The sequence below is a fragment of the Actinosynnema sp. NPDC050436 genome, from assembly GCF_040655415.1.
Classification (GTDB): Bacteria; Actinomycetota; Actinomycetes; order Mycobacteriales; family Pseudonocardiaceae; genus Actinosynnema.
Genome location: NZ_JBFAJV010000003.1, coordinates 72,489 through 87,697 on the forward strand (window position 1 = coordinate 72,489; position 15,209 = coordinate 87,697).

17 protein-coding genes are annotated in these 15,209 nt (G+C 74.0%); 1 reads left to right on the top strand and 16 read right to left on the bottom strand.

Annotated features, from left to right (window positions below; all coding sequences use genetic code 11):
• Window positions 1–160: 160 nt before the first annotated feature.
• The 16 genes from AB0I60_RS08625 to AB0I60_RS08700 form a co-directional block, all read right to left on the bottom strand.
• The gene (locus AB0I60_RS08625; RefSeq protein ID WP_360726962.1) at window positions 161–616 is read right to left on the bottom strand and encodes a hypothetical protein; all 456 of its coding nucleotides are present in this window, start codon (window positions 614–616) and stop codon (window positions 161–163) included.
• The gene (locus AB0I60_RS08630) at window positions 616–1,152 is read right to left on the bottom strand and encodes a hypothetical protein (protein ID WP_360726963.1); all 537 of its coding nucleotides are present in this window, start codon (window positions 1,150–1,152) and stop codon (window positions 616–618) included. Before AB0I60_RS08630 ends, AB0I60_RS08625 begins: the two co-directional genes overlap by 1 nt.
• Window positions 1,149–1,760 (bottom strand): hypothetical protein, encoded by a 612-nt coding sequence (locus AB0I60_RS08635; protein ID WP_360726964.1) that lies wholly within the window; start codon window positions 1,758–1,760, stop codon window positions 1,149–1,151. Before AB0I60_RS08635 ends, AB0I60_RS08630 begins: the two co-directional genes overlap by 4 nt.
• Window positions 1,761–1,781: 21 nt before the next feature.
• Complete coding sequence (locus tag AB0I60_RS08640) at window positions 1,782–2,168, bottom strand: hypothetical protein (protein WP_360726966.1); 387 nt, start codon at window positions 2,166–2,168, stop codon at window positions 1,782–1,784.
• Window positions 2,165–2,701 (bottom strand): hypothetical protein, encoded by a 537-nt coding sequence (locus tag AB0I60_RS08645; RefSeq protein ID WP_360726968.1) that lies wholly within the window; start codon window positions 2,699–2,701, stop codon window positions 2,165–2,167. Before AB0I60_RS08645 ends, AB0I60_RS08640 begins: the two co-directional genes overlap by 4 nt.
• A 252-nt stretch (window positions 2,702–2,953) precedes the next feature.
• Window positions 2,954–3,601, bottom strand: coding sequence for a hypothetical protein (locus tag AB0I60_RS08650; RefSeq protein ID WP_360726969.1), 648 nt, complete (start codon window positions 3,599–3,601; stop codon window positions 2,954–2,956).
• Between the two features lie 42 nt (window positions 3,602–3,643).
• On the bottom strand, window positions 3,644–4,195 hold the full coding sequence (locus AB0I60_RS08655) for a hypothetical protein (protein WP_360726971.1): 552 nt from the start codon (window positions 4,193–4,195) through the stop codon (window positions 3,644–3,646).
• Window positions 4,192–5,169 carry a porphobilinogen synthase gene (hemB, locus tag AB0I60_RS08660; RefSeq protein WP_360726973.1) on the bottom strand — a complete coding sequence of 326 codons (978 nt, stop codon included), beginning with the start codon at window positions 5,167–5,169 and terminating at the stop codon, window positions 4,192–4,194. Before hemB ends, AB0I60_RS08655 begins: the two co-directional genes overlap by 4 nt.
• 57 nt (window positions 5,170–5,226) lie before the next feature.
• Window positions 5,227–6,759, bottom strand: coding sequence for a bifunctional uroporphyrinogen-III C-methyltransferase/uroporphyrinogen-III synthase (locus AB0I60_RS08665; RefSeq protein WP_360726975.1), 1,533 nt, complete (start codon window positions 6,757–6,759; stop codon window positions 5,227–5,229).
• 14 nt (window positions 6,760–6,773) lie between these two features.
• Window positions 6,774–7,715, bottom strand: coding sequence for a hydroxymethylbilane synthase (gene hemC / locus AB0I60_RS08670; RefSeq protein ID WP_360726977.1), 942 nt, complete (start codon window positions 7,713–7,715; stop codon window positions 6,774–6,776).
• Window positions 7,712–9,034: a glutamyl-tRNA reductase gene (locus AB0I60_RS08675; protein WP_360726979.1), complete on the bottom strand. Its 1,323-nt coding sequence runs from the start codon at window positions 9,032–9,034 to the stop codon at window positions 7,712–7,714. Before AB0I60_RS08675 ends, hemC begins: the two co-directional genes overlap by 4 nt.
• Window positions 9,035–9,095: 61 nt before the next feature.
• The gene (locus tag AB0I60_RS08680) at window positions 9,096–9,866 is read right to left on the bottom strand and encodes a redox-sensing transcriptional repressor Rex (protein WP_360726981.1); all 771 of its coding nucleotides are present in this window, start codon (window positions 9,864–9,866) and stop codon (window positions 9,096–9,098) included.
• Between the two features lie 378 nt (window positions 9,867–10,244).
• Complete coding sequence (locus AB0I60_RS08685) at window positions 10,245–10,892, bottom strand: fasciclin domain-containing protein (RefSeq protein ID WP_360726982.1); 648 nt, start codon at window positions 10,890–10,892, stop codon at window positions 10,245–10,247.
• A 77-nt stretch (window positions 10,893–10,969) separates the two neighbouring features.
• Complete coding sequence (locus tag AB0I60_RS08690) at window positions 10,970–12,460, bottom strand: molybdopterin-dependent oxidoreductase (RefSeq protein WP_360726983.1); 1,491 nt, start codon at window positions 12,458–12,460, stop codon at window positions 10,970–10,972.
• Between the two features lie 127 nt (window positions 12,461–12,587).
• Window positions 12,588–12,824, bottom strand: a complete 237-nt coding sequence (locus tag AB0I60_RS08695; RefSeq protein WP_360726984.1) for a glutaredoxin family protein — start codon at window positions 12,822–12,824, stop codon at window positions 12,588–12,590.
• Window positions 12,825–12,919: 95 nt separating this feature from the next.
• Entirely contained in the window at window positions 12,920–14,389 is a 1,470-nt protein-coding gene (locus AB0I60_RS08700) for an AMP-binding protein (RefSeq protein WP_360726986.1), read from the bottom strand.
• A gap of 216 nt (window positions 14,390–14,605) precedes the next feature.
• On the opposite strand from AB0I60_RS08700, the gene AB0I60_RS08705 reads away from it, so the two are divergent.
• Window positions 14,606–15,202 carry a sigma-70 family RNA polymerase sigma factor gene (locus tag AB0I60_RS08705; RefSeq protein WP_360728486.1) on the top strand — a complete coding sequence of 199 codons (597 nt, stop codon included), beginning with the start codon at window positions 14,606–14,608 and terminating at the stop codon, window positions 15,200–15,202.
• Window positions 15,203–15,209 lie beyond the last annotated feature (7 nt).

Sequence of the window (15,209 nt, forward strand, 5' to 3'; positions counted from 1 at the left end):
CCGCCCGGCGGCCGGGCGCGAGGCGGCGGCGCGGCGTCCACCCCGTCCGGGCGACCGGAGCGCGAGGCGGCGCGGGGCACGACGTTCACCCGGTCCGGCTGGCCGTGGGCGCGAGACGGCGGCGCGGCGTGCGGCGTTCACCCGGTCCGGGGTGCCTGCGTCACCGGGTCCCGCCCTCCGGCGGGCGGGGTGCGAGGAGGCCGTCCAGGCGGGTGCGCAGCGCGTCGGCGTCCCGCGCCCAGCCGAGCACCACCTCGCCGCCGACCAGCCGCACCGGCACCGGCTCGGTGCCGCGCGGCTCGGTCCAGCCGCCGCCCAGGACGCGTGCGCCGGCGCGCGGCTCGACGCCGGTCACCTCGGCGATGTCGCGCACCCGCACCTCCTCCCGGCCCAGGTGCAGCGCCACGGGCGTGAGCAGCACGCCGTGCAGCCGCCGCCTGCCCTGCACCCACACCAGCGCGGCGGAGCTCAGGCCGACCGCCACGAGCACCCACAGCAGCGGGAACACCGCCCCGGTCAGCGCCTCGACGCCGAGCCCGACCAGGCCGAACACCGGCCCCCACAGCAGCGGCCACCAGGACGCGCCGGGTTCGCGGTACAGCACGGGCTGGTCCATCAGCCGAGGTTGCCCGCGAAGTAGTGCTTGGTGCCGGGCAGGAAGCTCAGCACCGCCGCCGCGGCGGGCAGCACCAGCCGCAGCACGATCACCGCCCACGACGCGGCACCCACGTCACCGGACCGGGCCGCGACCACGGCCGCCGCCACGGCCAGGATGCCGAGCACCAGGTGCCCGCCGCACAGCGCGATCCGGGCGTAGTAGCTGCCGTTGAGGAAGGCGACCGCGCCCCACACCCCGCCGACCGCGAGGCACCCGGTGGCGAACAGCGTCATCACCGCGCCGAACCCGGCGAACGCGCCCTGCTCGGCCAGCTCTCGCACGACCGTGCCCACCGGCCAGGCGAGCGCCGCGAGCAGCCACACCGCGAACGCGGCGAAGACCGCGCCCGGCCGGGGCACGGCCGTGGTGTGCTGGTCGATGCCGCGCATCTGGCCGGGGAAGCCGGTCGGGTGCGGCGGCCGGGCCGGGCCCGGCTGCGGCAGGTGGACCGGGCGCATCGGCTGGTCGAACGGGTCGAACGGCGGCTGCGTCACCGGTAGGTCACCCACCTCACGTAGTCGTTGGACGGGGGCAGGAACATGGCCGAGGTGCCCAGCAGGACCGCCGCCAGGAACAGCAGCGCCCACACCGCGCCGACCAGCCAGTTCGCGAACGGCATCGCACCGGTCCCGAACGCGGTGAGCAGCGCCAGCCCGCAGAGCAGCGCCGGGGCGGCCAGCACGGCGAGCAGGACGCGCGCCCAGTTCCGGCCGGAGCGCAGCTTGAGCGCGCCCAGCAGGTAGGGCGCGGAGAGCACGGCGAAGCCCAGCCCGAACACGACGGGGGTGAGCCGCGCGCCGATCTGCGCCTCGGTCCGGGTGTTCGGCTGGGGCGTGCCCAGCGAGTCCTGGTAGAGCCGCTCGGCGAACGCGTCGCCGTCGGTGTAGAACACGGCGGGCAGGCCCACGACGACCAGCAGGGCGCCGGCCAGCCAGCACCAGGACGCGACGGTCAGCGCGGTCGGGCGGGACCGGGCGGCGGCGTCCGGGGCCGCCTCCGGCATCGGCAGCGGGTAGCCGGCCGGACCGGGCGGCGGCGCGGCCGGCTCACCGGGCAGTACGACCGGGTGGAACGGCGAGGCGTACGGGTCGGGCTCGGGCATGGGCGCTCTCCGGCAGGGGTGCTAGTGCTGCGCCACCCACTCTGCCGTACCGCGCGCCCAGGTGAACGCCAAACCGGTGCCGATCAACAGCAGCAGCACGAGGTTCGGCGCGGCCGACGCGGTCAGCACGACCCACAGCACGTGCAGCGCCGCCACGGCGGTGAGCGCCCAGCGCGCCCACCGCACCCGCCGCCGCAGCACGGTGGCGAACGCCGCGTACCCGGCGGCGAACCCGATCGCGGCGGCGGTGAACAGCACCAGCCGGTCCGGCACCGCCGGGGTGTCCGGACCGGCTGGCAGCCACCCGGCCCGGCGCAGCCACAGGTAGCCGGCGCTGAGCGGGGGGAACACCGCCAACGCGTACCAGACCGCGACGGCGTTCCGCGCGCTCGACGGCGGAGCGGTCACCCAGCCCGCTTGGCCGAGTCGAAGTACGCCTTGGAGTTGGGCAGGTAGAGCAGGACCACGGCCACCACGCTGATCAGCGAGGTGAGCAGGCCCGAGATGGTCGCGCCGACCAGCAGCGTCGACAGCAGGCCGAGGGCGGTCAGCACGGCGAGCACGACCCGCGCCCAGTTGCGCCCGGCGCGCGCCTTGAACGCGAACAGCACGTAGAGGCCGGCGAACACCAGACCCACCACGGCGGTGATCATGATGTTGGCGCTGACGAGCGCGTCGAACTCGTCCTGCGGGAGGTTGGCGGTCTGCGGCGCACCGCGCAGCAGCTCGGCGATGGCGTCGCGCTGGGTGAACGCCAGCAGCCCGCCGATCGCGGACAGCGCCGCGCCGGCGATCCAGATCCAGAACGAGACCTGGACCTCCTTCGGCACCGGCAGCGCCGGGCCGGTCGAGGTCGAACCGTGCAGCTCGGACTCGCTCAGCGGCGGTGGCGCGGGGATGTGGGGCTGCTGCCCCCGGTCCGGGTCCTGTGGGGTCGTCACACCGGGAAACGCTAGAACCACCCAGGGCCACTGTCCACCGCGACGGGCCGGGTCGAGACGGAACGCGACGCAGAACATCGACAAAGGTCGTGGCGAACGACGACTTTCGTGGACGGGACCGGCCGGTGGGAATCGACCGGAAATGGCCGACGGCCGAGGAGAACGCGTTCGTGGAGGGGCGGTTGACCCCGTTCGGGGGGGAAATCCGACCGGTTCGTGCCGCCCGCCGGTCGCGGGCGGCACGGGCCCGGGTCAGCTCGCCTTGAAGAAGCGGTTCGCGTCCGACTTGAACATGAAGATCAGGGCACCGATGGTGAGGGCGAGCTGCGCCAGGTTGAACAGCACCTGGATCGCACCCAGGAAGCCGAGGCCGAACAGCACGCCGATCAGGCCCAGGCCGAACAGGCCGCCGAGCACGCCCAGACCACCCAGCACGGCGAGCACGATCCGGGCCCAGTTCGCCCCGTTGCGCATCTGGAAGACGACCGCGATCCAGGCCGCGAACAGCACCAGCGAGAAGATCGTGCCGCCGTAGGCCGGGCCGGCCGACGCCAGCGCCTGGTCGATCACGGCCTTGTCGACGGTGTCGCCGTAGATGCGCTCCACGGTGGCCCGCGCGACCGCCTCGGCGGTCAGCAGCGAGAAGATCGACGACAGGATGCCCAGGCCTGCGCTCACCATCCACAGCAGGAAAGCGGTGTCGACGGACTTCGGGCGCGGCGGGCGGTTCATCTCGGTCGGCGACAGCGGCGGCGCCTGGGGCGGGTAGCCGGGCTGCTGCGGGTAACCACCCTGCTGGGGGTAACCGCCCTGCTGGGGGTAACCGCCCTGCTGGGGGTGGCCGCCGGGCTGCTGGTAGCCGCCGCCCTGCTGGCCGTAGGGGTCCTGAGGAGAGGTCATGCGCGGACCGTAAGAGCGTGCGGTGCCCGCGTCGACCGGAAATCACAATCCGTTAGCTACCCGTGGTGTTTTGTCGACGACGGAACGCTGTGATCTGAAGTACCCGGAAACTGACGGCAAATACATCAGCGCGATCGCCGCCGCGTCCAGCACCATCGTCACCGCGCCGAACACCAGGTCGTGGGTGGCCACCGGCATGTCCATCACGGCCGCCAGACCCGACCCGACGAGGATCAGCCGGGACACCCCGACCACGATCCCGGCCACGCCGAACACGGTGAGCACCACCCGCGCCCAGTTCCGCCCGCCGGCGACCTTGTTCGCCAGCACCGCGTAGACCAGCACCAGCAGGCCGCCCAGCAGCAGGCCCATCAGGATGCCGCCGGAGACGGCGGCGTCCAGCTCGTCCTGGCTCAGCTCGACCCTGGCGTCGTGCTGCTCGGCGCGCAGCATGTCGATCAGCATCTCGCGGTCCGCCAACTGCACCACGAACCGGCCGAGGCCCACCAGGGCGCTGACGATCCACAGCCAGCGCGCCAGGTCGACCAGCTTGGGCGGGGTCGGCTTCGGCGCGGCGGGCCGGGGTCTGGTCACTCCCGGTCCAGCCACCGCGCCGCCTCCACCGCCCAGTAGGTGAGCACGATGTCCGCGCCCGCACGCCGGATCGACGTCAGCGTCTCCAGCACGGTCCGCTCGCGCTCGATCCACCCGTTGCGCGCGGCGGCCTCGACCATCGCGTACTCGCCGGAGATCTGGTAGGCGGCCACCGGCACGTCGGTGATCTCGCGCACCGCCCGCACCACGTCCAGGTACGGCAGCGCGGGCTTCACCATGACCATGTCGGCGCCCTCGTCGAGGTCCAGCTCGACCTCCCGCAGCGCTTCCCGCGCGTTCGCCGGGTCCTGCTGGTAGGTCTTGCGGTCGCCCTGCAACTGCGACTCCACGGCCTCGCGGAACGGCCCGTAGAGCGCCGAGGAGTACTTGACCGCGTAGGCCAGCACCCCGGTGTCGGCGTACCCGGCCTCGTCCAGCGCCTTGCGGATGAAGCCGACCTGGCCGTCCATCATGCCGCTGGGCCCGACGAGGTGGGCGCCGGCCTGCGCCTGCGCCACCGCCATCTCGCCGTAGACCTCCAGCGTGGCGTCGTTGTCCACCTCGCCGGTGGGCGAGAGCACGCCGCAGTGGCCGTGGTCGGTGAACTCGTCCAGGCAGCAGTCCGACATCAGCACGGTGCTGTCGCCCAGTTCGGCGCGCAGGTCGGCCAGCGCCGCGTTGAGGATGCCGTCCGGGTCGGTGGCGCCGGAGCCGACCGCGTCCCGGGTCGCCGGCACGCCGAAGAGCATCAGCCCGCCGACGCCCGCGTCGACCGCCTCGACGGCGGCTTTGCGCAGCGACTCGCGGGTGTGCTGGACCACGCCCGGCATCGAGGAGATCCCGACCGGGGCGTCCGCACCCTCCTTGACGAACATCGGCAGCACGAGCTGGCGGGGCCGCACGGTGGTCTCGCGGACCAGGCGGCGCATCGCGGCGGTGGTGCGCAGGCGGCGGGGGCGGTGGGCGGGGAACACGGGGGTACTCCCTAGCGAGAAGGGGGTCGGGGCCCGGCAGGGCCCCGACCCGGGTGCTCACGAACGGCGCAGGCGCTTGGTCTTGCGCGGCGGGGGCAGCGCGCCCTCCGCCCGCAGCCTGGCCGCGTGCTGGGCCAGCGCGTCCACCAGGGCCGGCACGTTGGCGTCCTCCGGCTGGACGTCGACCCGCAGGCCGAACTCGCGGGCCGTCTCGGCGGTCTGCGGTCCGATGCACGCCACGAGCGTCCGGGCGTGCGGCTTGCCCGCGATGCCGACCAGGTTGCGGACCGTGGACGACGAGGTGAAGCACACCGCGTCGAACCCGCCCGACTTGATCATCTCGCGGGTGTCGGCGGGCGGCGGCGCGGCCCGCACGGTGCGGTAGGCCGTCACGTCGTCGATCTCCCAGCCGCGCTCCCGCAGGCCCGCCGCCAGGGTCTCGGTGGCGATGTCGGCACGCGGCAGCAGCACCCGGTCCACCGGGTCCAGGATGTCGTCGTAGGGCGGGAAGTCGGCCAGCAGGCCCTCGGACGACTGCTCGCCGGAGGGCACCAGCTCGGGGATGATCCCGAACGAGCGCACCTTGGCCGCCGTCGACTCGCCGACGCAGGCGATCTTCACGCCGGAGAACGCCCGCGCGTCCAGGCCGAACTCGCGGAACTTCTCCCACACCGCGCGCACGGCGTTGGTCGAGGTGAACACCACCCACTGGTAGCGCCCGTCGACCAGGCCCTTCACCGAGCGCTCCATCTGCGCCGGGCTGCGCGGCGGCTCGACCGAGATGGTCGGCACCTCCACCGGGATCGCGCCGTGCGAGTGCAGCCGGTCGCTCATCGCGCCCGCCTGCTCCTTCGTCCGGGGCACGAGCACCCGCCACCCGTACAGGGCGCGGGACTCCCACCAGGACAGCTTGGCGCGACCGGCGACGGCGCTGCCGACCGTGACGACCAGCGGGCCGCCCAGGTCGCCGGCGTCGGCGGCCAGGGACGCCAGCGTGGTGTCCACGGTGCGCTGGCCGAAGCCGGTGCCGTCCGCGGTCACCGCCACCGGGGTCTGCGGCGCGACGCCGTTCTCCACCAGGGAGGACGCCGCCTCGGCGAGGTGGCTGCCGGTGGCGTGCAGGACCAGCGTGCCGGGCGCGGCGGCCAGGCTCGCCCAGTCCGCCACGCCGCGCACGTCGGCCTCGGTGTGCACCGCGCCGAGCGCGACACCCGCGTACGCGGGCACCGCCGTGCCCGCCGGGACGCCCGGCACCACGTCGAACGCGATCGTCGTCTTGGAGACGGCCTGCGCCTCCTTCACCACCGAGTCCAGCGTGAGCGGGTCGCCCGCCACCAGCCGGACCACGGCGTGACCGTTCTTCGCCTCGGCGACCAGGTCCTTCGCCACGTCGGCCGGGTCACCGACCGCCGGGCGGATCTCCACCCCGTCCGGGACGAGGGCGACCACCTCGGACGGCACGTCCGGGTCCGTCACCACGAGTTCCGCCTTGGCCAGCAGATCACGGGCGCGGACCGTGAGCAGGCCGGTGTCGCCGGGGCCGGAGCCCACGAAGGCGACGCGGCCGGGGGTCTTGCGTGCGCGGGTCATCAGGGCACTCCCCATCAACTACGCCCCTCCGACCGCGCAGCGGCGAGGCCGGAGAGGTCGAGCAACTCGACGGCCAGCGCGCGGCCGAGTTCCTCTGCTGCGGTCAAGTCACCGGTGGCGGACGCACGGAGGAGGTCGCCGTCCTCCGTCGCCATGACCCCGCGCAGGGACAGGCGGAGGACTGCCGCTCCCTGGTCGTCAAGGTCTTCCACCACATCGGCCAGTGCGCCGACCGGCGCGCTGCACCCCGCTTCGAGCTTGGCCAGCAAGGCCCGCTCGGCGGCGACAGCGGCCCTGCTGGCCGAATCGTCCAGAGTGGACTGGAGGAGGTGCTCGGTGTCGACGTCGTCGACCCGGCACTCCACCGCGAGCGCGCCCTGGGCGGGCGCGGGGAGCATCTGGATGGGCTCCAGGGTCTCGGTGATCTCGGCCGTGCGGCCGAGCCGGGAGATGCCGGCGCGGGCCAGCACCACGGCGTCCAGCACGCCCTCGGTCACCTTGCGGATGCGGCTGTCGACGTTGCCGCGCAGCGGCACCACGTCCAGGCCGAGGCCGAGCGCCTCCAGCTGCGCCGCGCGGCGCGGCGAGCCGGTGCCGACCTTCGCCCCGGTGGGCAGCTCGCCCAGGGTGAGGCCGTCCCGGGCGACGAGCGCGTCGCGGGGGTCCTCCCGCGGCGGCACGGCGGCCAGGGACAGGCGCGGGTCGCGCGCGGTGGGCAGGTCCTTGTAGGAGTGGACGGCCACGTCGATCTCGCCGTTGGCCAGCGCGTCGCGCAGCGCCGAGGTGAACACCCCGATGCCGATCTCGGCGATGGGCGCGGACGACCGGTCGCCGGGGGTGGAGATGGTCACGATCTCCACGTCGGCGCCGGCGGCGCGCAACGCGTCGGCCACGTGACCGGTCTGCGCGAGTGCCAACGCACTGCCGCGCGTACCGATCCTCAGGGTGCGGTTCACCGCTTCTCACCTTTGGGTCGCGTCGAATGGGGGGTGCTGACGGCGGCGGGTTTCTGCGGGTCGAGGCCGAACAGCTCGCGCAGCGCCTCGGCGTACCCGGCGCCGCCGGGTGCGGCGGCCAGCTCCTTGACCCGCACGGTGGGCGTGTGCAGGAGCTTGTCGACCACGCGGCGCACGGTCCTGGCCAGCTCGTCGCGGACCGCGCCGTCGAGTCCGGGCAGCCGCGAGTCCAGCCGCAGCAGCTCGGTGTCGACGACCTCGGCGGCCCGCTTGCGCAGCGCCGTCACGGTGGGCGTGACCTCGGCCGAGCGCTGCCCGGCCAGGTAGCCGCGCACCTCCTCGGCGACGATCTCCGCCGCGCGCAGGGCGTCCTGCCCGGTCGGGGCGTCGGACAGCCGTCGTTGCAGGGTCTCCAGGTCGACCACGCGCACGCCGGCCAGCAGCGCGGCGGCGGGGTCGACGTCCTTGGGCAGGCCGAGGTCGCACACGACCAGCGGCCGGCCGGGCTCGCGGTCGCCGATGTGCTCCGCGCCGACCACGAAGTCGACCGAGCCGGTGCAGGCGAACAGCACGTCGGCGGCGGCGACCTCGGACACCAGGTCGTCCAGGCCGGTGGAGCGGGCGGCCACGCCGTCCGCGACCAGCGCGGCGGCCAGGCGCGCGCCGTTGGCGGCGGTCCGGTTGGCGATGACCACCTCGCCGATCCCGGCGCGGCGCAGGTGGGCGGCGGCCAGGCCGCCCATCGAGCCCGCGCCCACGACCAGGGCGGTGCGGCCGGTCAGGCCGCCGAGCTGCTCGGCGGCGTCGGCGAGCGCCTCGGACACCACGGACGCGCCGGCGTGGTCGATGCCGGTGTCGGTGTGCACGCGCTTGCCGACCCGCAGCGCCTGCTGGACCAGCTCGTGCAGCACGCGGCCGACCACGCCGGCCTCGTCCGCGCGGTTGTAGGCCGAGCGGAGCTGGCCGAGGATCTGGGCCTCGCCCACGACCATCGAGTCCAAGCCGCCCGCGACCGAGAACAGGTGCTCGACGGCGGCGGCGGCGTAGTGCACGTACAGGTGCTCGAAGAGGTCCGAGGGCTCTGCGCCGGCCTGCCGGGCGAGCACCTCCACGACCTCGTTCATGCCGCCGTGGAAGGTCTCCACCACGGCGTAGACCTCGACCCGGTTGCAGGTCGACAGCAGCACGGCCTCGGACACGCTGGGCGCCTTGAGGAGCTGGTCGAGCAGCTTGCCCAGGTCGGAGTCGGCGACGGCGACGCGCTCCAGCACGGGGACCGGCGTGGTGCGATGGGACAGCCCGACGACGAGGACGCTCATGCCCGCACCGCCCCCGGCCCGGTCGCCGAAACCGGAGCCGTCCGGCCCACTACCCGCACCATCACGGGCGAATCACCACCCCGTCCACACCGACGCCGTTGACCACGTCGACGGCGGCTTCGTCAGCCCGCCGCGCGACGTGGAACGACAGGATCTGCATCTCGACCGCCAGGTCGACCTTGCGCACCTCGACGTTGTCCGGCACTTGGAGTACGACGGGTGCGAAGTTCAGGATGCACTGCACCCCGGCGGATACCAAACGGTCGCAGACCGCCTGGGCCGCCTGGGGCGGTGTGGCGATGACGCCGATCGAGACCTCGCGGTCGGCGCAGATGGACGTGATGTCGTCGATGTGGTCGACGGGAATGCCGCCTACCGGCACTCCGGTGAGGTCGGGGTCGATGTCGAACAGCGCGGCGACCGGGAAGCCCCTGCTCGGGAAGCCGCCGTAGTTGGCCAGCGCGTGACCAAGATTACCGATGCCGACGACCGCGACGGAGTGCTTGCGGGTGAGCCCGAGGATGCGCTCGATGTGGCTCACGAGCACCTCGACGTCGTACCCGACGCCGCGCGTGCCGTACGAGCCGACGTAGGACAGGTCCTTGCGCAGCTTCGCCGAGTTGACCCCGGCCGCGCCCGCCAGCTCCTCGCTGGAGATGGTCGTCACGCCCTGCTCGGCCATCCCGGAGAGCACCCGGAGGTAGACCGCGAGCCGCGCGACCGCCGCCTCGGGGATCGCGCGGGCCCGCTCGCGGACCTCCGCGACCGACTCGGCGGGCGGCTTCGAGGTGGTGGTCACGACCTCGTCACCCTCGCCCCGCCGATCCACCACGCTGGCTCTCCTCGACATCCGAAGCACTGACCCGCCGGGCACCGTCACCAGCGGAGTGATACACCCACCGTACCGCTTGTGAACGTATGCACAAAGTCGGCGGCCCGGCGGCCGGGCAGGCACGTGAACTCGGACAACCCCCACGGAACATCCCCCCGTGGGAAAGGGGAGCGCGGCTGCGCCGTGGATACGCGCCCGGCCGGCCCGCGTCCGCGACCCCCTCCGGGTGAACCTCCGGCACCCGGGCCCCGACCCGGCCGGGAACGCCGAAGATCCGGCGGGCCGAGGACGGCCGACCGGATCTCCGGGACGCGCACGAGCGTCAGGACAGGGCGGTGGGGGTGGTCCGGGGGGAGGTCCACCCCCACCGGTCGGGGGTCACGCCGCCGGGGGCGTGAGGACCTTGCCGATCACGAACACGGTCGCGTTCTTGGTCGGGATGTTGCCGCACAGCACGGGTGCGCCGTTCACGGTCATCGCGTCGCCCGTGCCCGAGATCGTCAGGTCCTGGCCGGTGAGCGACTTCACGGTGCCGGCCGACTCCAGGCCCTTGGCGTCGTAGCGCTTGTCGGTCACGTGGAAGGCCAGGACCTTGCCCAGCGTGGCCGGGTCGTTGGCCAGCTCCTGGAACTTGGCGTCGCCCAGCTCCGCGAACGCGGGGTCGTAGGGCGCGAACACGGTGATCGCGGGCTTGGAGTTCAGGGTGTCGACCAGGTTGGCCGCCTTGACCGCCGCCACCAGCTTGGTGAGCAGCGGGTTGTTGCTCGCCGCGGTGGCCACCGGGTCGCCGACCATGCCCTGCAGCGAGCCCTTGTCGGCCGGGTCCTGCGGGACGCTGGCGCAGCCCGCGCCGAACACGTCGGTGGTCTGCGTGACGCCGTCGGCCATGGCGGAGGACGAGGAGGTGGCGGTCGTGGTCGTGGCGGCGGCCGTGCTGCTGGTGCTGGAGGCGCTGTCGCCACCTCCGCAGGCCGCGAGGGACAGGGCAGCGGCGGCGGCGACGCCGGCGATGGCGATCTTGCGCACTGGGGATCACTCCTCGGTTTACCAGATTCGGTGTTCACTGAGGCGTTCGAAATACGGGTCGATCCGGTTCGCCCGGATCACTCGATCGTGAAGAAAATCGAGTGCCAGCCGGTCGCGCCGTCCGGGATGGGCGCGACCCGCTCCGCCGGCTGGGTCACGCCGGCGGCGTCGGTGGCCCGGCACTCCACGGTGTGCCCGCCGGGCGGGAGGTCCAGCTCCACTCGCCACATCCGCCACGTCGACCCGTTCACGTCGGCCGCCAGCGCGGCGTCCCGCCACGGGCCGCCGTCCGCCCGCACCTCGACCCGGGCGACGCCGGTCGGCTGCGCCCAGGCCACCCCGCTCACCACCACCCGGCCCCGGACCGTGGCGAACCCCTGCGGGCTGTCGATCCGGGACATGACCTTGATCGGGCCCCGCTGCCCCCAGCCGCGCTCCAGCCAGTACCCGCGCTTGTCCGCGAACGTGGTCAGCTCCAGGTCGACCACCCACTTCGTGGCCGAGAGGTAGCCGTAGAGGCCGGGCACGACCAGCCGCGCCGGAAAGCCGTGCTCGACCGGGAGCGGCTCGCCGTTCATGCCCAGCGCGATCAGCGCGCCCCGGTCGCGCTCCAGCACGACGTCGACCGGCGAGCCCGCCGTCCAGCCGTCCACGCTGGTGGAGAAGAGCTGGTCGGCACCCGGCCGGACGCCCGCCTCCAGCAGCACGTCGCGCAGCGGGACGCCGACGAAGTTCGCGGTGGACACGTACGGGCCGCCGACCTCGTTCGAGACGCACGTCATGGTGATCGTGCGCTCGACCAGGTCACGGCCGCGCAGGTCGTCGTAGCGCAGGGTGAGTTCGCGGTCGACCAGGCCGTGCACCCGCAGCGCCCAGTCCTCGGCCCGGACCCGGGGCACGCTCAGCGCCGTGTCGACCCGGTAGAAGTCGCGGTTCGGGGTGAGGAACGGCGGCGTGCCGTCCGCCGCCAAGTCCGCGCCGGCCGGGATCGCCGGCGCGGGGGTGGCGGGCCTGAGCGGGCCGACCGCGCTGCGGGAGCCCTCCACGTCGGTCCGGGTGCCGGCGAACTGCCCGCCGACGCCCGCCAGCACGCTCGCCCCGGCGGCGATCAGGAACGCCCGGCGCCCCTCGCCCGGCGACGCCGGCGTGGTCGCGACCCGGTGCAGCCACCGGAACACCACGACGCCGGCGACACCGGCCGCGATGGGCGCGAGCACGCCGAGCTGCCCCAGGTCGGGCCGGTGGAGCACGGCCGCCACGCCGACCGCGCCGAGCGCGCCGGCCAGGACGGTGCCGGGCAGCGCGCTCCGGCGGGACAGCAGGCCCGCGACCACCGCGAGCGCGGCGAGCACGACGGCCATGCCGACCAGCAGGACGAGCTTGTCGTAGGTGCCGAAGGTGCGGACGGCGAAGTCCTTGAGCGGCGACGGCGTGAAGTCGATCGCGGTGTTGCCGACCGCCAGGAACGGCGACGCGGAGGGCCCGACCAGCCCCGCGACGAGGTGCCCCGCCGCCAGGGCGGCGGCGACGCCGATGAGGCCGATCAGAGCAGCGGTCCAGCGCGACATGCCGGTAGTTCGGCACCCGAACGTCCCCCGGTTCGGTGAATCCGCGAGAACGGCGGCGACGTGCCCGGTCGAACGAACCTCGCGGCGGCACCGGACCGGCGGGAGGAGCGGCGACCGCGCCGCCGGATCAGGCCAGGGCGGCGCGCAGGCGGGCTTCCTCGACGGACCAGTAGCCGTGCTCGGCGCCGTCGACCAGGATCACCGGCACGCGGTCGCCGTACTCGGCGCGCAGCTCGCGGTCGGCGTCCACGTCCTGCACGTCCCACGGCACGCCCAGCTCGCCGCAGATCCGTTCGAGGTCGGCCCTGGCCTGCTCGCAGGCGTGGCAGTCGACGCGGCTGAGCAGGGTCACGTGGTGGCTCACCCGCCCATCATCGCGCACCCGCCCGGCGGCGCGGCCCGGGGCGCGAGGAGGCGGCCGGGCCGGGTGCGGCACCCCCCGGGGGTGGCGCGGGTCCGTCAGGTCAGCGGCAGGCGGAGGCGGGAGCGGGCGAGCTTGCCGGTGGGCGAGTGCGGCAGGGTCGGGGCGAACTCGACCGCCGACGGCACCTTGAACTTCGCCAGGCGGGCGGCGCAGTGCTCCTTGACCGCCTCCTCGGTCAGCTCCGCGCCCTCGTCGGGCACGACCACGACCTTGACCGACTCGCCGGTCCGCTCGTCGGGCACGCCCACCGCCGCCGCCTCGGCCACGCCGGCCAGTTCCGCCACGACCTGCTCGACCTCGTGCGGGTAGACGTTGAAGCCGTTGACGATGATCAGGTCGCCCGCCCGGTCGACCAGGTGCAGGTCGCCCTCCTCGTCCAGGTAGCCGACGTCGCCGGTGCGGAACCAGCCCTCGGCGTCCGGGCCGTGCGCGCCGTCCGGCCAGTAGCCGCTGAACAGGTTGGCGCCCCGGGCGGCCACCAGGCCGGTGCCCGGCTCGTCCTCGTCGAGGTCCAGCGGCCGGCCGTCGGTGTCCACCAGGCGCACCTCGACACCGGGCAGCGCCCGGCCCACCGAACCCGGCTTGGGCGTGCCGCCGACCAGCGTGGAGGTCAGCACGGGACCGGTCTCGGTCAGCCCGTAGCCCTCGTACACGGGCAGGCCCACGGCCCGGCGCACGCCGTCCAGCACGCCCGCCGCGAGGGGCGCGGCCCCGGAGGTGAACAGGCGCACGGTGGCCAGGTCCTCGCGCAGCCGCTCGACCGGCAGGCCGAGGATCGCCTGGTACATCGGCGGCACGCCGACCAGCGTGGTCACCCGGTGCTCGCGGATCGCGGTGAGCGCGGCGTCCGGGTCGAACCGCTCCAGCAGCACGGCAGTCGCGCCCGCGCCCGCCACCTGGAGCAGGCCCGGTCCCAGGCCGTAGACGTGGAACAGCGGCAGCGCCAGCAGCACCCGGTCGCCGGCGGTCACCGGGGCGGGGCGCAGCGAGGCGCACTGGTCGACGTTGGCCAGCAGCGCCCGGTGCGACAGCATCGCGCCGCGCGGCACGCCGGAGGTCCCGGACGTGTAGCCGAGCACGGCCACGTCCTCGTCGGAGCCGACGGCGGGGAACTCGTCGCCGGGCAGGAGCTCCGGTTCGGGCAGCGCGGTGGCGTCCGAGCCGCCGGCGTCGCCGACGAGCAGGCGCGCGCCGCTGTCCGCGACCAGCCGTTGCAGCTCGCGGGTCGGCTGTCCGGGCGCGGCGGGCACCACCGCGCAGCCGGCGCGCAGCGCGCCGAACACGGCGACGCAGAACGCCGGGCCGGTGGGCAGCCGCACGACGACCCGGTCACCGGGTTCGACGCCCGCGTCGACCAGCCGGTGGGCTTCGCGGTCCACGAACGAGTCGAACTCGGCCCAGGTGTAACTATTCGCAGTCGTGACATCCACCAGTGCCACGTGCTTGGGTCCACGGTGCGCGGAGGCGCGAACCAGGTCGGCGACGTTGTGTGCGGAAGCGGTCAAGTCGACCTCCTGGTGAACCTCAGCGGACCTCCGCGCAGTCTGTCACGCGCGGGCGGCGTCACGCAGTGCCGCCGGACGCGTCGCAGATCCGAGACAGACAGCCGCTACCTACTACGGAGTAACAACACGTATGCTGCCCGGACGGAGACTCTGTGGAGGTGCCGCGAGCCGATGACCGCACGGGCGCGCGACAAGACGGAACGGAGACTCCGCTCGATGTGGAGGGCGGGCGACCGGTCCAGCACGATCGAGGACGTGGAAGACGCCTCGGCGGAGCCGTGGGACCTCGTGCGTGCCGCCCAGTCCGGCGACACGGACGCGTTCGGCGCGCTCTACGACCGGTACGTGGACGTGGTGTTCCGGTACGTGCTGTTCCGGGTGAGCGACCGCGCCCTGGCCGAGGACGTGACCAGCGAGACGTTCCTCCGCGCGCTGCGCAGCATCGGCTCGATCAGCTACCAGGGCCGGGACGTGGGTGCGTGGTTCGTCACCATCGCCCGCAACATCGTCTTCGACCACGTGAAGTCCAGCCGCTACCGGCTGGAGGTCACGACCGCCGAGCCGGCGGACAACCGCGAGGTCACGAGCGGTCCGGAGCAGGAGGTGCTGACCGACGCGGCCAACGCGGAACTCCTCCGGTGTGTCGCCCAACTGGGTGACGACCAGCGAGAATGCATCACTCTCCGCTTCATCCAGGGCTTGTCCGTGGCGGAGACGGCCGCGAAGATGGGGCGCAACGAAGGCGCCGTCAAGGCCCTGCAACACCGCGCCGTGCGCAGGCTGGCCCAACTGCTGCCGAACTGGCTGCGGTGACCCGGGT